This is a genomic window from Anaerococcus sp. Marseille-Q5996 (assembly GCF_946893725.1).
GTDB classification, from domain to species: domain Bacteria; phylum Bacillota; class Clostridia; order Tissierellales; family Peptoniphilaceae; genus Anaerococcus; species Anaerococcus martiniensis.
In genome coordinates this window covers 127,965-145,226 of record NZ_CAMPPE010000003.1, presented here as the reverse complement: position 1 = coordinate 145,226, position 17,262 = coordinate 127,965, and the positions used below count along the sequence as shown (strand labels likewise).

The window sequence follows — 17,262 nt, the reverse complement described above, 5'->3', positions numbered from 1 at the left end:
ATATAGCTTTAGATAAAAGATTGAAACTATTTTATTTCAGTAAGTAATTCTTTTGGACTCTTTTTCATTGTTTTTATTGATGCGAGTATCAAAGATATTGATAGGATTACTAATCCTATTACAACTACATAAAGTAAATGCTTGCTTAAAACTTCAACATCCAAGCTAGTTAATGTTCTATTGAAACCATCTGCTTCAGCACCACTAGCTAAATTAGTTCCACCACTTTGTCTAGCTATTTCTTTACTTACACTATTTGTAACTTGTGACAATAGTTTTGCTCCGATATTTTTTGATAAATATCCTGCTACAAAATATGACGCTATAAAGGCTGGAATAGATATAAACAATAGCTCATAAACAAATTGACTAAAGACTTCCATCTTGGTTTTACCAAGTGATAAGTATATAGCAATTTCCTTCTTTCTAGCATTTATCCATAATAATAGTATTAGGCCTATAATCAATCCTGAAAATACCATTGTTGCTATAAACATCTTATTAGTTAAACCATATACTCCAGAAATTGTTTTTTGTAGTACAGGATAATTTGATGAAGATTTCACTAGCATATATGAATTCCAATCAATATCTAATTTTTGTATTTGCTTCATTACTTCATCTATATCCTTATCTCCTTTTATATAAAATGTAGAATCAAGATATGTAGCAGTATCTTCTGTATTTCCATATAAGTTGGCTGAAGTTTTAATATCTGAAATAATATTATTTTGATATAATTCTTGACTAACAGTTACAGGTCCAGCATTTTGACCGTCAAATAGTCCCTTTATTTCTACTTCAACAGTTTCATTGGCTTGTTTAACATTGTCAGCATCATAGATATTAGATTTTAATTTAATCTTATCTCCAATTTTCAAACCGTTTTTTTGTGCTAAATCTTTATGCATTAATATTTTGTTTGTATCAGAATCTTTTATATGCTCACCTTCTACTAATTTATAGGATTCTGAAACAAAGGTATTTTCCTTACTAGAATCATTTATACCTGTTACCATAACAGCTCTTCCAAAATTTTTCATTCTTTCAGGATTTTGATTTTGTGCTGTCTCTGCAGAATCTACAAGATCATATCCTTGCAAGTCTGCAACACTACTTATTCTTTTTACATAACCATCTATTAAACCAGTTTCCGATATTTTCTTAAGATCCTCTCCCTTCACATTACCAGCCCCTCTTGGAGTACCAGGATTTGTTCTTCTATTAATTTCCATACTAAAGCTATTTGAAATATTTTTAAATGTTTCATTTTTAGCCTTGTCAGTTGAAGACTTGATAGCTAAACTTACAATACTTAAAGTTGACATTGCAAGTATTATTGTGAATAAAATCAAAGTCTTCAAGGGTTTTCTTACCACATAAGCTAAAGAATTTTTTATCATAATATACCTTTCTATTTATTTACTATATTTTTATTTTTAATTTCTATTATTTGATCAGCCTGGTCTGCTAGAGTTTTACTATGGGTAACAACTATTACACATTTATTCTTTTCTCTAGCTGCTTCTTTAAGAATATGAATTATATCTAAACCTGTATTTTCATCCAGGTTGCCTGTTGGTTCATCAGCTAAAATAATAGGTGCATCAGAAGCTAAGGCTCTAGCAATAGCCACCCTTTGCTGTTGCCCACCAGATAATTTCATTACATTTCTATTTATTTGTTCTTTGGCTAAACCAACTCTCATTAAAATATCTTCACTAGCATTTTTATCTACTAATCTTACATTTTCCATTGGCGTTAGGTAATCAATTAAATTATAATTTTGAAAAACTAGAGATATATTGTGTTTTCTATGATTACTATAACCAGTATTTTTTATATTTTGATTTTTAAATAATATCTCTCCATTTGTCGGACTATCTAATCCAGCTAATAAAGATAACAAGGTTGTTTTTCCAGCTCCCGACTTACCAGTTATAGCATAAAATTTACCTTCTTCAAAAGCATAATTTACACTATTTAATACTTTTTCTTTGCTATCAGCATAACTATATGATAGATTGCTCATTTTTAATATTTCCATTTTATCTCCTAATCTATTTGTGTTAATATTTCTCTGGGTTTTCTTCTCATTAATTTAAATAAGGCTAAAAATACTGCTAAATCTATTACTAATATTAATATTAGATAAGCATATATTAGATTTTCAAGATTATAAAATACACTTGATTTTGTAAGTAAGTTTGATATATCTCCTATATCTTCATTTATATGACTTATACCTTTTACAAAAGAACTTACCATCAAATTTCCCAATATCCATGAAACTAGTAAACTTGGTAGAGAAATCATAAAACCTTCTAAGGTCAATTGACTTAGTATTTCTTTTTTACTTATACCAAGTGAAAGATATATTCCTATTTCATTTATTCGTTCTCTTACATAAAACATATATAATAATAGTAAAACTGCTAAGCTTGCAAGCACTAAAATTATCATCATAAATTTAATTATCTGACTTGTAGACTTAATAGAATCAGATAGACTTGCAAAATTTTTATCATCTTTCTCTATGATGAATTCATCTTTTCCTATTAATTTTTCAACTTCTGCCATAGTATCTTTTATTTTTTCTGGATTTTTTACAAAATAATAGACCTTACTTAGCCTATAGTCTTTTTCATTTAGACTTTCCTGACTAGATTTGTAATCAGTATATACTGTATTTTCACTAAAATCAGAAGATAAACCAGTGTTTTCTTCTTGTTTTATACCTTCGAAAATTCCAACAATAGTATACTTTTTACTTGTTTTTTGATTTGACGATACATTATTACTTAAATAATCTACATCAATTTGGTCATTAACTTTCAACTTGTTAAGGTCAGCTAATTCCTTATGAATTATAATCTTATTTTCATCTTTTTCGTCTAAGTGCCTACCATCTATTAATTTAAAATTTTCACTTTCAAATAAAGAATCTTTGCTTGAATCGCTTACAGAGTTTACTGCAATTAAGTTTTTGAATTCTTCAGGTATTTCATCCCTTTGGATAGCCTGTTCTTTTTCAATAACTTTTAGATTTTTTAATTGGCCATTCATATGATTATAAAAATTAAAATCTTTGATATTTTCAATTTCTTTTATCTTATCTAATTGATTTTTCTTAAATTGACTTCTATCTTTTTTACTAATTACAAAATAAGAATTTGAAGACTTGTAAATTTCTTCCTTTATATTTTCATTTGATTTAAATATGCTTATACAGGCATAAAAACTTGAAAGTATTAAAGTCATGGTTACAAACAATATAAGTGTTTTGTAACTATTTCTACTTACATGCCTGTATGATCTTTTTATAATATTCATCATACCTCCCATGTATTTACTAATATAACTTATGAATGTATTTACTAATATAACTTATGAATATGAAATATATATGAATCCTTTTTTTACAAAAAAATCCTCCTCTAAGTCAGTTAGTCCTAACTTAGGGGAGGATGAATTAAATTATATGCAAATATGATTATTATTTTTACATTAAAGGTGCAAAAATTCTAAGCATTTTTCCTGATAGCCTATAAAATATCGATAGCTCTTTGAAAGAAGATATAGTAATTTCTTGGCATAATTTTTGTGTGTCTATAAAGTCTTTCATTGGCTATTTTAAAGCATCAGTTTCAGTAAATCTTTGTTGTGAAAGATCTTATTAATATATCTTAACTATATATTTAAGAAAATAATGACTTCTAAGATTTCTTATAATCTCAAAAGCCTGTTAATCTAATTTAAATTAATTTTATTTCTACATAAAATCGACGCTTTCACAGTGGCTTGAGTGGTCAGTATAAATAAATTTTGAGGTTTTAGTGAAACCTCGTTTATGGAAATGTGTTAATCAATGATCATCTTATATTATATTATTCTGGAGCAAAGAAAAAACAGCCCATAAAAGAGCTGTTTAGATTACTTTTTTCTTGTTCTATTCGTATTCTTAAATTAGATGACCTGCAAACATTGCTATAGAAAGTAATATGATTAACAGATTATTCAACACTATAAATAATCTGTCTTTCTACTTTACTCCAAATAAAAAAGCTATTAGTTCAATATTTGTACAAACATTGATGTGAGTCCAGTTGGTTTTAGGTTTGTATAGTTTTCTAATATATAGACTGGAAGTAGTTAAGAAATTACCAAAATTGCGATTCCAGCTACAAATAATTATTTGCTGATTTTTTCTTCACATATTCCTCTTTCTTTGAAATTATATTGTTCGTATTAAATCTATGGTCGGTCTATCTAATATTCTCTTTAAAGAGAAGTGATAGATTAACAAGTTTGCAGCGTATACAACTATCGAAAATACTAGGAACGCTAGGTGATTGTAATATTTTAAAAATACATAAAAACTATATCCAGATGAAATTATTGACATGATTGTAATAACAACAAAGGTCACTAATATTGCTAAAGCAAATGATTTTATTTGTTCAAATACAAATTCTTGTTTTAATAATTTTTCTAAATCAGTTTTCTCCATGCCTATAGAATAAAGATTACCTATCTCTCTTTTCCTTGACATCAAACTTTGATTTATAGATGCATATCCGTTTGTGAAATTTAGTGCAAGAATTATAGATGCTAGGATAAAGTTTATGCTTAGAAGCCCACCCAAAAATTTATCATCTTCTTCACTCCTATCACCATCACTATAAACTTCATAACTCTCATCAGTTCTAGGATTTTTATCCAAAAAATTCTTAATAGATTCTTTTCTATCATAAACTTCATCAGGATTTATATCCATTTTTAGAGTGAAAGGATAATTTACTAGATTTCCATTACCTGTAGACTCCAATAGTTTGAAGTAGGTATCAAAATCTGTAAAAATATATCCTGCACCACGATTAATTTTTAATGTTATATCTTTTAAATCATCTATGCTTTTACTAATATCAATTGAAGTTTTCTTTCCACTTGCTGTTATTAAATCTAATTTTTTAGGATTTTTAAAAAACTTAACCATCTTAGCATCTCTTAATGGCTCATTAGGGTTAGATTGAATCATATTATATAAAATAAATTCTCCTTTATTGCCTCCTAAGGTATTAAGATCTTCTTCCCTTAGTCCTACAATTTTTCCTGAAATTCTATTTCCTTCCCCCTCGCCAGTATTTTCTAATAAAAATTCTTCTAAATTATTTGCAAAAAATTCTTCAGAAAACTCTAAATTATTATCTATAGATAAGTATCTTTGTTGGTATATGAATGATTTTTTAGAATCAATTTTTTTATCAACTTCTATTAGATTATTAGGAAGACTAGGATCATTACTATAATAATCAACTGTCAAGTTATAATCATCTTGATAAAACCCTAAATCTACCGAATAACTTGAAAAAGATATCAAGATAAATAAAACTGATATTATTAAGACTCCTATTGTAGAAATATATGATTGAGACTTAATACTTGCAAGGTTATTTATCCTAAGTTCTTTTAAAATAGTACTGGATCTTTTCTTTTTTGTTTTTTTAAAGTTTATTAGACCTTTTAGACCATCTATAATCTCTATTTTCTTTATTTTCCTCAAGGTAATTGCAAGCGATATAAATATTATTAGCAGTGAAATCAATATTATAACCAAGCTTAATATAATATTAAAATCTACCGAAGATGGAGTATCAATACCCATATTATTATTAATTAGGCTAAAATATTTTTTGATTACTACATAGCCTAAAAAATGTCCTAGCAATAAGGGTAAAATCGATATCATGACCGCTTCTTTAAAAAGCAAAGAAAGTATTTGTGAATCTGTGCTTCCTATTGATTTATACATGGATAGGACTTTGATTTTCTCTAAAGACCATACTAAAAATATATTTTTATTAAAAAATACAAATATACTTATGGCTAAAATCACAAGAAAAATTGTTGGTAGTTGTTTTCCTATTCTTCCTATATTATTCTCATATAAGGAATAACGCTCAACAATAGCAGGTTCAAATTCAACTTTGATTTTTCTACCCAGTTTATTTGACAAATCTTCTTCGATTAAATCTTGATTGTCATAAGCTTTATAAAGTGATTTAAATCTTATGGCTGTCAGTTTATTTTCATAATTTGGATTAATAAATATATTTGCACCACTTATACCATTAGGATTATCCTTAATAATTCCAACTATTTTCATTTCCTTACTTGTTGTTTTTATAAATTCTTCATCACTTGTAGGCCTGTATGTTGGATCTACAATTTTACCATCTAATGTTCTTTTTCCAAATTCAACGCTTACTTTATCAGATATAGATAAATTTTTATTTTTTATAACATTCTCGCTAAGAGCAATTTCATCGAAATTGTTAGGATACCTTCCTTCTTTTAAATTATAATCACCCTTCATATTGGCAATAGCTTGGTCAAATAGAGAGATTGATAAAATTTCGTCTTCAATTTTTCCCGATATAGAATCACTCGACTCGAAACCTGCCTCTTTAACATATTCATTAGTCTTTATATTAGCTAAGTCATTTTCTTTTATATCATCTTTTATATAGGCGTCTTCGTAATATTCGCTCCTAAATTCTCTATTTGTAAAAGATATGCTAGAAAATGAGTAATAAAATATCACGGTAAAAAATAAGGAAACTATAAAAACTGATATAAAAATAGGGAAATTTTTCTTATTCATTTTTCTCATCTCCCACAATTTTCCCATCCACTATGGTCACAATACGACTTGCTTCTAGAGCGATTTTTTCGTCGTGCGTGATTAGGATTATTGTTTGTTTTAGGGTTTTATTGAAATATTTAAAGATTTCAATTATTTCCTTGGAGTTTTTCCTGTCTAGGTTGCCTGTTGGTTCGTCCGCTAGGATTATTGATGGTTTGTAGATAATACTTCTCGCTATGGCAACTCTTTGTTGTTGACCTCCAGATAGTTCACTTGGAAAGGCATCAAGTTTACTTTCTATACCAAGTTTTCTAACTGTGTCTAATAAGGCTTCTTCATTTATTTTCCTTTTATCAAGCTTTAGAGGAAGCTCTATATTGTGCCTTACAGTTAAATTTTGGATTAAATTATAAAATTGGTAGATAAGGCCTACTTTTCTCCTGCGAAAAAGCGCCAACTCCTTTGATGAATACTTTGAGATGTCGTTGCCATCTATGTAAACTTTTCCATCACTTGGACTATCTACTCCTCCTATAATATGTAAAAGAGTTGATTTACCAGACCCACTAGGGCCTACAATGGCAACAAATTCGCCTCTTTCTATTGTAAGGTCAACTCCATCTAGGGCCACTACCTTGGAGTTTCCCTCTCCATATTCTTTTCTTAAATTTTCTACTTTTAATATTTCCATAACTGCCTCCTTTTTTTTATGTCAAGGTAAGCATATAAAAGTAAAGTGATTTTTAGGTGACATTGTAAAATTTTATTTCAAATCTTGCTCCAGCTTCAATATTTAAAACAGAAATTTCTCCGTTGTTTTTTTCGACAATTGTCTTCGCCATAGCAAGGCCAATTCCAAAACCATTTGAGTCTGGAGTTTTATAAAAGCGCTTAAAGATTTTTTTAATATTTTCTTTTTCTATTCCTCCGCCATTGTCTTCAATGATTAAGCTTGTATAGAGGGGATTTTTGTATGATGAAATCACGATTTTGTCACAAGACGGTCTATTGTCAGCATTCTTTATAATATTAATAAGAGCTTCTGCTAGCCAATAAAAATCTCCACAAATACTATTTTTCTTTAAACTCTTCCTTCTTTCTACACTAGTAGATTTCTTTAAGTCTAAGCTGTCTAATGCATAATCTACTAATTCATCTAAACGAATTTCTTCTTTTTTCATTAAATCTTTGTTCGCATCTAGACTTGATAGTTTGAGCAAAATATCTGATAGAGAGTTTAGTCTTAAGAGTTGTCTTTTTAATATCTCTATATCATCATTATCTGGAAAGTCTATCTCCAAATTTTCTATGGAAAAAAGCATAGATGTAATAGGAGTTTTTATTTGATGGGCGATGTCTTCTAGGTATTCTATTTGCTTTTCGCTATTTTTAGTGCTTGTCTCTTTGGCTTCTACTATTTCTATAAATAGCTTGTAAATCTTATCTTCAAGTATTGAAAAATCGTCTTGCTTCATAGGGATTTTATAGTCTTGATTCTTCATTTTTTCTATCAAATCTATAAGCTCATTTATTCTACTTTTCTTTCTTGATTCTAAAAAATAATAAAGAAGTCCCAGACTTATTATCCAAAATACATATAGCATCTCAATCCATCCTATAACCAATTCCTCTAACAGTAGTGATGACTTCCCTATCAAGCTTTTCTCTGATTCTCTTAATAGTAGATGTGAGAGTATTGTCATTTACAAACTTATCCCTATCTTCCCAGAACATTTCAAGAAGTTGGCTTCGTGTGTAAACCCTGTGGGGGTTTTTGATGAATAAAACTAGGATTTCATATTCAAGTGGAGTTAACTCTATTTGCTTACCATTAAAATAAACTTTCGAATAATTTAAATCTATTTTGATATCCTTGTAAGTAATTTTTTTGTCTTGACTTAGAGGTATTGTCCTTAAAACGGCATCAATTCTAGCCCTTAATATTGCAAGGGAAAATGGTTTAGTTAAATAGTCGTCTGCTCCTTGATCTAGGGCAGCAATTATAAAATCTTCATCGTTTTTAACCGTTGTTATAATGACTCTTATGTCCTTATCTTTTAATTTTTCTATCAAATGTTGACCGTCTTTATCTGGCAAATTTATGTCCAATAATGCCACATCCATGTCTACATTCATCTTATAGCTTGCTTCGTAAAAAGATGATGCAATCTCTACATCATATCCATTATTACATAAATATTTTTTCATTTGTATTGCTATATCTTCACTATCTTCGATGATTAAAATACTTACCATCTCATAATCCTTTCTTTAATATCTATAAAATATTCATATATACTTATAAAAGTTAGTATTTTTTAAAAATAATCATAAAGTTTATATCTATATTATATCATTTAGAAAGTTTAGTAATTTGTGGGTAGGCTGGACTTGTGTCGTTTTTTGTTTCCTAATATTCTTCGGCATTCTCACTTAAGTAAAACAAAAAGACCTACTAAAGAAAATCTTTAGTAGGTCTGAAATATAAAAATAACTATTAACTTGTGATTAGGGAAATGAGATAATTAATCGTTCCATTTTCAATCAATATATAGAGACCGAGCCCAATAAACACGACTGGTACAATTATTTTTTCGTACTTTTCTACAATCTCTCCGATAGCAGAAATTGAGGCGAGATTTTGAGATAATTTGCATAGAACTAAAATCCCTAACGCAAATATTACTAGACTTATACCAATCTCAATCAAACTCTTTCCTGTAAAATAGGGAATATAAATTCCTAAATTATCTCCACCCATTGCCACTGTTAAACTTGTAAATGCTAAGATTTTTGATCCATCTCCGGTAATTTTTCCCTCGATGTCTTCTTCATCAATATCTTCATCCACAAAAATTGCTCTTATACCAAGACCTAGTGGAATTAGACCAAGGAGTCCGATAATCCAATCTTGTGGAATAAAATTTAAAAAGTAAGCGGCAATAAGACTAACCAGTACAAGCAGCCCTGTACCTAAATACTGTCCTGCATAAATTGATTTCAAACCTTTCTTGCCTTGACTGGCGAATAAAATAGTCAAAACAACTAAGTAGTCAATTGATGTAGAGACAAAAACTAATAAAGCGGATAATATTGTTTCCATTATTTCTCCTTTCAAAATGTTTAATTTTTTAGACAATCAAAAATTGACTGCAAACACATTGTGCCTTGGCGGTTGCCAAAGGAGACATTTGAAGAAATAATTTCACAATTTTCCCACCTTTCCTTTTAATATTAACTAAAGTTTACTAAAATAGTAGTATTTTGTCAACTATGCTGATAGATATCCACGCAAACTATGCTCTTACTACATCAATAAGTGTGGATTTAGGAAAAATCAGAATGTTGGGTGCATATACATTTCTTATATTTATTTACCTTATACCAATTATTCTTTAAAAATCATAGGAATTTCTTTCAATTCAAATAGTAGAATTACTTAAAAGAATTAACGTCCATAGAACTTATAACCGAAAGTTTCTAAAAAAAATGATTTAATTTGTAAAGAAAAGTCTCTTTCATAAAATATCTATACGAAAAATCCCAACTAAAACTTTTGATATTATCTAATGTAATTCCATCTATTTCCGTCAAAGGAGTAAAATAACTATCACGATCTAAAGCAACTCCACCTAATTCCTTCAGTAATTTTTGATTATATTTAAATAGTTAAATATTATCATTAATTTTTATACTTAAATTCTAAGGCCTCAAAGACTATATCCATAATAGCAATATCAAACTCCTTCTTTGAAATTCCTTTTGACTTAAGGAAATCTTCATTTTCCCTAAGTGATTTACACAATAGAATTTTAGTCTCCTCATCTATATCAATCTTATAAAGCATGTTAACAAGTGATATAACTATGCCCTTACTATCTTCGTATACGCTTATATTTGTATTTTTACTTTTCATATCCACAAAAGAGTCAAAATCTTCTTTCGAAAATTTTTCTTTTAATCCATTGATTGGATTTATTAAAAGCTGTGTTGATGAATGCAATAAATTGATGTAGGAACCTAGTGTATACTGCTGTTTTTCTGTCATCAAATCATAGTCAAGGCCAAAGGTCTTAATGTTTTTAATCGCCTCATCTAACTTTTCACACTCATCGTCGATTCGTTTTATACGCTCTAAAATTTCTACAATTGCAAGTTCATATGATTTTACATCTCTATGACTTATGGCTGCAAATAGATTCTCCAAATGATTTTTATCTTTATTATTTTTCCAGAAAAGTAAACCGCTTGCCGCAAGAGAAATTGCTGCAATAGCCCATCCTGCAGGACCAGCCATAGCAAGAAAAGCATTACCTGCAGCCATTCCTCCTCCACCAGCAACTAGAGCCCCACCTCCTAGCCAAGCTAAAGCCGCATTTGTTGCTGCAGCTCCACTTAAAGCAGAGATAGCTGTCCCTGTTGATGCAAGGCCAAATGTAGTTGCAACTCCCATAGCCGCTGTTGGTCCCAATGTTACAACAGAAATTCCAAGACCAGCACCGGCTGCAGCAGCACGGGTATTTTTAACAAGTGTATTATTATATTCTTTTTCTATATTTTCAGCTTGTTTTATCCAATCAGATTTTGCTTTTTCAAAGTTCTTATATTTAAGTATATCACTAGGAACATTACGGATATTATCAAATGAGTCTTGGATCTTTGTTAATGACTCATAAAGTTTCTTTGTGTGATTACCTAGATCTTCAATAGTAATATTTGTAATATTTATTGCTGCTTGTACATTATCCTGGGCTTGTTTGAGTTTACTTCTTTTTTTGCTTGTTTTCACAATTATTTCCCTCCTTGAAGTAAGAGTCAATGTCCGCTTTATTTCGTAATATTTGACTCTCTGGAACATTTCTTTTCTCTGCTAAAAGAACAGATTTTTCAAAGGCTTTTATATACATGTCACTTTCCTTTAACTCCTTAGTAAACAAAAGAAGGTTTTTTTCGTCGTATGCATTTGACAAAATTTTCAATCCATCAATATAATCAGCAATAATTATTTTTTCCTGTCTTAATGATAAATTCTCCTTTTTTGCTTGATATAGTTTTATTCCTCTATTGCCTTCACCATATAAGGAAATTGTAAATCTACCTAAGCCTACAATATTTAATCGCATTACGAATTGATCTATACTAAAACGTCCATTACCATGAATAAATCCCTGACAAAGCGCGTCCCCTAAGTCAAGTAAACAAAATGTTCCATGAGCCACTGTAAGCATTCTTTTTACACTAGCATTGGAAAAAGGCTCACATAATTCCCAAATTAATTCAAAAGACCTATCTCTATTTTGATTATTCAAATAAAATCGAACCAATCGTCTAATAGAATAGACCATCCTAACCACTAATTCATTAACAAATACTGGTATAGCTTTGGCTGTTTCAAATCTTAGATCGTATCCTTGCTCATATATTTCAAGAGCAAATTTATTAATAGCCTTATCAAACTCTAAGTTTGCAATGTGTAACTTTCTTTTGATAGCAATAATATCATTTGTCCAAGTCCACAAAGGTGAAGGTATCCCCATACCTCGTCCCTTACTAGCTGAAGATCCCGACATATCTGAAATTAAATGACCCAGCCAATTTACAAATCCACAAAATAATTTAGCTGATATATTGCCTCCCTGTAGTACAAACTTATTATTGGCTTCCTGTAAAGAAATCAATTCTCCTTCAGAAATGAAATGAGATGTATTTGAAAACTGATCTAGAATTGAAAAGAATAATCCTATCAGGCTTGGATTATGGCCTAAAGATTTAAAATGATGGTTCCTTGGATTAAGATCAAATATAAGGCTTGCAGCATCACCCGCACCAGTTTGGTCATAGGGAATCTTAAATTTCTTCTCTAAATATTTTATTGCTGATGAAAGAGATTCATTACTATTTCCATCCCAGCCACATATCTTAGCAAAATCCATAGTGCGATTTCCAAACCACTCGTCTGTTATACGTCCAATTGCTGGCTCACCAGGCTTTCCCACAAGGAAAACATCCATAAGTCCACATATTGCCCCACTAGCAGCAGCAAGTATATAGTCTGTTTTATCACATTCTGGAGTAAGCTTTTTAAGTATATTTTCATCTTCAGCAAGTTTTGTATTAATCTCATCCATCTCAAATTCTGCGAACTTGATTGCCATTTGGATGTCAGAATTAAATTTATATCCCTCATCACTTATGTCAAGGTCTAATAATAAAACTGCATCCTTATTTTTTCCCCTAAGGATATCCATATAATTTTCTCCTTTTTTATATCTTGATCAGCCTTTAGATTTGTTATATTTATATAGAAATTATTAAGTCACAGCCATTAATACTGTTTATAATTTGTCTTATCATACCATATATATATTATTTTTATCACAACTTTACAATAATTCTGTATTTTAAGCAGAAAAATAGGCAGTCATAAGAACTCTTTATTGATTACTCACAACCTTTGCTATGATTCTTCCTATTGTATTATACAAATGTCATCTTCTTTTTTCGTAATAATCCCATGATTCTACCTAGTAAATATAATTTTTGAAAACATTATACTTTTTGGATTCATAAGAGTATCCCTGAGTAGCTATTTTTTGTATTTGTTGTCATCATTATTTTTCTCTTTGAACATATCATTAACAAGTTAAATCGTTAGTAGGCACAAACAGAAATAAAAAGTCCAATTTTCACTGCTCTTAAAAGAAATAAGGGTGTAATCATTAATCTTTCTAGTGGACTTTTTGCTTTTCATTTGAGTTTGGACTTCCTTTTTATATAAATGAAGTGGAGGTTACTAAGGTTTCAGCAAGAACTCTCACACATGAATAAACTGCTGTCATTTGCATAGCAGTAATTTCGTTTACATTCCTAGCTGCTGTTATTCTCCCAAATAAAAAAGACTACAAAGATATCCTCTCACCGTCTTTAGGTTTGTCTCTCGACTTAAATATTAAATTTAAAATGTTTATATTACCACCTCCTAAAAATAGGTATGAAAAAAGCACCTACTTTTGTAGATGCTAAAATACTATTTATCTTTTTTTACTTCATCTTCTAATCCATGAACAACCATTATTTGACTAGTCATAGTTGAATAAGCAGTTTCTCCACAATATGGACAATCTGCATATTCTCTATCCTTTCCACCAGGATAAGTCGGACCAGTTAATCCATACTCAAATCTTTTACCACATTTTTTGCATACTACTTCTTCCATAAAAAATCTCCTTATTGTGATATATAATTTATACCCAAATTAAAATACTAGAAGTCCTCTATCATCGTAGAAAGATTCACTTGTATCATTACCACACCTTATAGCCCTATCAAGAGCCATAATTGTAGCAATAACTCCATCTATTTTTTCTGTTGATCTTTCCTCATCTAACTTTATGTTTCCAGCAGGATCTGTTCGAATAAATATATTGTCAATCATCCGCCTTAGAACTGGATGACCTCCATGTATATTTTTCAAGAGTTAGTTTCATTAAATCTTTGTTATTAAAAAATAATGGATTCTAAGATTTCTTCTTAAATTCTAAAATCCATTGATTTCAACAGTTTTATAGCTTGTTATTCTATTTTCTTGACATCAATACCACCGACTCCACATGCATAGTTTGAGGGAACATATCTACTGCCTTTATTTTTTCTAATTTATATCCCCTATCCATAAATCTTTTTATATCACGAGCTAATGTTTGAGGGTTGCAGGATATGTAGACTATCTTATCAATTCCAGCATTGGCAATAGTTTTTACTACATCTTTATCAAGGCCTGCCCTTGGTGGGTCTACTGTTACTGCGTCGATTTTTTCTTTTATTATAAAACTACTATCTATAAATTTGGCATTTTTGGCTATAAATTTATAGTCACGAAGTCCATTTCTTTTTGCATTTTCTTTGGCATCCTCAATTGCATTTTTATTAATCTCTACTCCTACTATATGGTCATCATTTATTGACATGGAGCTTGCTGCAGATCCGCAGTAGAGGTCTAGGAGCTTTTGCTTTTCTCCTAAAAATTCTCTGGCCACACCATATAAATTTTCTATCTGATAGTCATTTACTTGATAAAAATCATTGGCACTTATTTTAAATTCTTTTTGGACAATTTTATAGTCTAGATATCCTTCTCCATTTATGGTAATTAAATCTCTAGCAATTAATAGATTAATAATATAATTACTAGTTGAGTATTTTTCTTTTATGTAAGCAATAGCATTATTATCAAAGTTTCCTTGAAGATTTAATAATATATTATTTTCACTTGCTCTAATTGTTATTTCTTCAATACTTGCTGTGAATTTTTGATTTATATCTTTAGTAATTTTTTCAATCCTATCCAGATTTTCAGATATTTTTTCATTAGCTATAAGACAATCGTCTATTTTAACTAATTTTTTAGAGTAGGTTTCTAAGTAATTTAATCCACCATCCTTGTCTACCTGGAGGCGGATTTTATTTCTATATCTAAATTCTGGGCTTTTTACAATTTCTATACCATCTATTTCTAGTCCTGTAGATTTTTTTAGGGCATTTTTTATTAAGTTCTTTTTTAATTCTATTTGTGTGTCATAATTGATATCCATTATAGAACAACCTCCACATTCATAAAAATATGGACATGGAGGTTTTCTTTGATAATCACTTTTTATTTTTGTATTTATTTTTCTAGCTTCTAGAAAATTTTTCTTTTCTGCAAGGATTTCGGCATCTAGAGTTTCGCCATAAACAGCATTTTCTACAAACACTGTTTTGCCTTCTGTGCGGGCTACACCCCTGCCATCTTGTAGGATATCAATTATCTTAATGTCTTCTATAATCATTAGATAACTTTTGCTTCCCCTTTATAAATTACGCCACCGATTGGGTCGACTGTTATTTTATCACCATCTTTTACTAGATTTCTGATATTAAATGCTCCTACTACTGCTGGCAATCCAAAGTGTACTGCTGCTATTGCTGTATGGCTTGTTAGTCCACCTTCTTCTGTAACAATTGCACTTGATTTTTGGATGTATTCTGTAATATCAGCATCTGTAAATTTAGCAACAATGATGTCACCTTCTTCAAATTTGTCTTCTAGTTCTTTTTTGGTTGAAGCGAGACAAACTTTTCCTGAAACAGACTTTGTACCTATTCCTGTACCACTTGTAATGATATCGCCTATTATATGAACTTTGATTAGGTTTGAATTTCCTGAAATACCTAGCGGAATTCCTGCTGTTACAACTGTAAGATCTCCTTCTGATACAAATCCATTGTCAATTGCTCCAAATATTGCGCGATCGATTAGCTCATCTGTTTCTCCCGCTTCTTGGATAACTATTGGATATACTCCCCATACTACAGAAAGTTGACGAGCAACTCTGTCTGTTGTGGTTGCAGCAACTGAATTGGTTTGTGGTTTGAATTTTGATATAATTCTTGAAGTATTACCGCTTGAAGTACAAGAAATAATTGCTTTTGCATCAAGTTGTTTTGCTATCTGACAGGTATTTTTCGCTATTGCGTTTGTCGTAGTATTTGATGATGAAATATCTGTTTCATAAATATTTTTTCTAAAGTCATCAGATAATTCTGTTGTGATACAAATATTTCTCATTGTTCGAACAGCTTCTACTGGATATTTTCCCCCAGCTGTTTCTCCTGAAAGCATTACACAGTCAGTTCCATCTATAATTGCATTTGCAACGTCTGTAGTTTCTGCTCTGGTTGGTCTAGGGTTTCTGATCATAGAATCTAACATTTGGGTAGCGGTTATAACCGGTTTTGCAGCTAGATTCGTCTTTCTAATCATTTCTTTTTGAACTATTGGTATAAGTTCAGTTCTAATTTCTATACCTAAATCACCACGGGCAATCATGATACCATCGCTTGCTTCGATTATTTCCTCAAGGTTATCTACACCTTCTTGGCTTTCTACTTTTGAGAATATTTTTATATGTTCTCCACCGTGATCTTCTAGAACACGTCTAATATCATAAACGTCTTCTTTTTTACGTACGAATGATGCAGCTATGAAGTCTATATCATTTTCAATACCAAACTTAATATCATCTATGTCCTTTGGTGTTAGTGATGGCAGATTGGTTTGTCTACCTGGCAAGTTTACACCCTTGTGATTTGAAAGCACACCATTATTCATTGCCTTACATATGACATCTGTACCATCTTTTATGTCAATAACTTCTAATTGTACTAGACCATCGTCAATAAAAATATTAGATCCTACTTCAACATCATTTGGAAGTCCCTCGTATGATACTGAAACTATATCTTGAGTACCTTCCACATCTCTAGTTGTTAGGGTAAAGATGTCATCAGGTTTTAGGAAAACTTCATCTACATTAAAGTTTCCAGTTCTAATTTCTGGTCCCTTTGTATCAAGCATTATTGCAACTGGTTCATTTAATTTTCTTCTAACTTTTTTGATTGTTTTTATTTTTGCTAGGTGCTCTTCGTGAGTTCCGTGAGAAAAGTTTAATCTAGCAACATTCATTCCATTTAGAATTAATTCTTCCAATATTTCTGCAGTTTCAGATGAAGGTCCAATTGTACAAACTATTTTGGTTTTTTTAAGTATATCTGGTACTTGATTCATTTTTAACTCC

The 17,262-nt window shown here is 30.1% G+C and carries 13 protein-coding genes and 1 pseudogene; all 14 read right to left on the bottom strand.

What is annotated here, in order from left to right:
* Window positions 1-26: 26 nt before the first annotated feature.
* Complete coding sequence (locus tag OC526_RS05115) at window positions 27-1,403, bottom strand: ABC transporter permease (protein WP_262122533.1); 1,377 nt, start codon at window positions 1,401-1,403, stop codon at window positions 27-29.
* 11 nt (window positions 1,404-1,414) lie between these two features.
* A complete protein-coding gene (locus tag OC526_RS05110) occupies window positions 1,415-2,047 on the bottom strand; it encodes an ABC transporter ATP-binding protein (RefSeq protein WP_262122532.1) in 633 nt (210 codons plus the stop codon).
* Between the two features lie 8 nt (window positions 2,048-2,055).
* Window positions 2,056-3,333 (bottom strand): ABC transporter permease, encoded by a 1,278-nt coding sequence (locus OC526_RS05105; protein WP_262122530.1) that lies wholly within the window; start codon window positions 3,331-3,333, stop codon window positions 2,056-2,058.
* Between the two features lie 901 nt (window positions 3,334-4,234).
* Entirely contained in the window at window positions 4,235-6,664 is a 2,430-nt protein-coding gene (locus OC526_RS05095) for an ABC transporter permease (RefSeq protein ID WP_262122528.1), read from the bottom strand.
* Complete coding sequence (locus tag OC526_RS05090; RefSeq protein WP_262122527.1) at window positions 6,657-7,337, bottom strand: ABC transporter ATP-binding protein; 681 nt, start codon at window positions 7,335-7,337, stop codon at window positions 6,657-6,659. The genes OC526_RS05095 and OC526_RS05090 overlap by 8 nt, the downstream gene beginning before the upstream one ends.
* 52 nt (window positions 7,338-7,389) lie before the next feature.
* Window positions 7,390-8,250 carry a sensor histidine kinase gene (locus OC526_RS05085; RefSeq protein WP_262122526.1) on the bottom strand — a complete coding sequence of 287 codons (861 nt, stop codon included), beginning with the start codon at window positions 8,248-8,250 and terminating at the stop codon, window positions 7,390-7,392.
* A 1-nt stretch (window position 8,251) separates the two neighbouring features.
* Entirely contained in the window at window positions 8,252-8,902 is a 651-nt protein-coding gene (locus tag OC526_RS05080; protein ID WP_262122525.1) for a response regulator transcription factor, read from the bottom strand.
* A gap of 241 nt (window positions 8,903-9,143) precedes the next feature.
* Window positions 9,144-9,749 (bottom strand): CadD family cadmium resistance transporter, encoded by a 606-nt coding sequence (locus tag OC526_RS05075; protein WP_262122524.1) that lies wholly within the window; start codon window positions 9,747-9,749, stop codon window positions 9,144-9,146.
* A gap of 579 nt (window positions 9,750-10,328) precedes the next feature.
* The gene (locus tag OC526_RS05070) at window positions 10,329-11,435 is read right to left on the bottom strand and encodes a hypothetical protein (protein ID WP_262122522.1); all 1,107 of its coding nucleotides are present in this window, start codon (window positions 11,433-11,435) and stop codon (window positions 10,329-10,331) included.
* Complete coding sequence (locus OC526_RS05065) at window positions 11,410-12,894, bottom strand: hypothetical protein (protein WP_262122521.1); 1,485 nt, start codon at window positions 12,892-12,894, stop codon at window positions 11,410-11,412. The genes OC526_RS05070 and OC526_RS05065 overlap by 26 nt, the downstream gene beginning before the upstream one ends.
* 779 nt (window positions 12,895-13,673) lie before the next feature.
* A complete protein-coding gene (locus OC526_RS05060) occupies window positions 13,674-13,862 on the bottom strand; it encodes a hypothetical protein (RefSeq protein ID WP_262122520.1) in 189 nt (62 codons plus the stop codon).
* Window positions 13,863-13,901: 39 nt separating this feature from the next.
* Window positions 13,902-14,142 (bottom strand): annotated as a pseudogene (locus OC526_RS05055) (terminase TerL endonuclease subunit); the annotation flags it as partial.
* Between the two features lie 81 nt (window positions 14,143-14,223).
* Entirely contained in the window at window positions 14,224-15,474 is a 1,251-nt protein-coding gene (gene rlmD / locus OC526_RS05050) for a 23S rRNA (uracil(1939)-C(5))-methyltransferase RlmD (RefSeq protein WP_262122517.1), read from the bottom strand.
* Window positions 15,474-17,252, bottom strand: a complete 1,779-nt coding sequence (gene pyk / locus OC526_RS05045) for a pyruvate kinase (protein WP_262122516.1) — start codon at window positions 17,250-17,252, stop codon at window positions 15,474-15,476. Before pyk ends, rlmD begins: the two co-directional genes overlap by 1 nt.
* Between the last annotated feature and the right edge of the window lie 10 nt (window positions 17,253-17,262).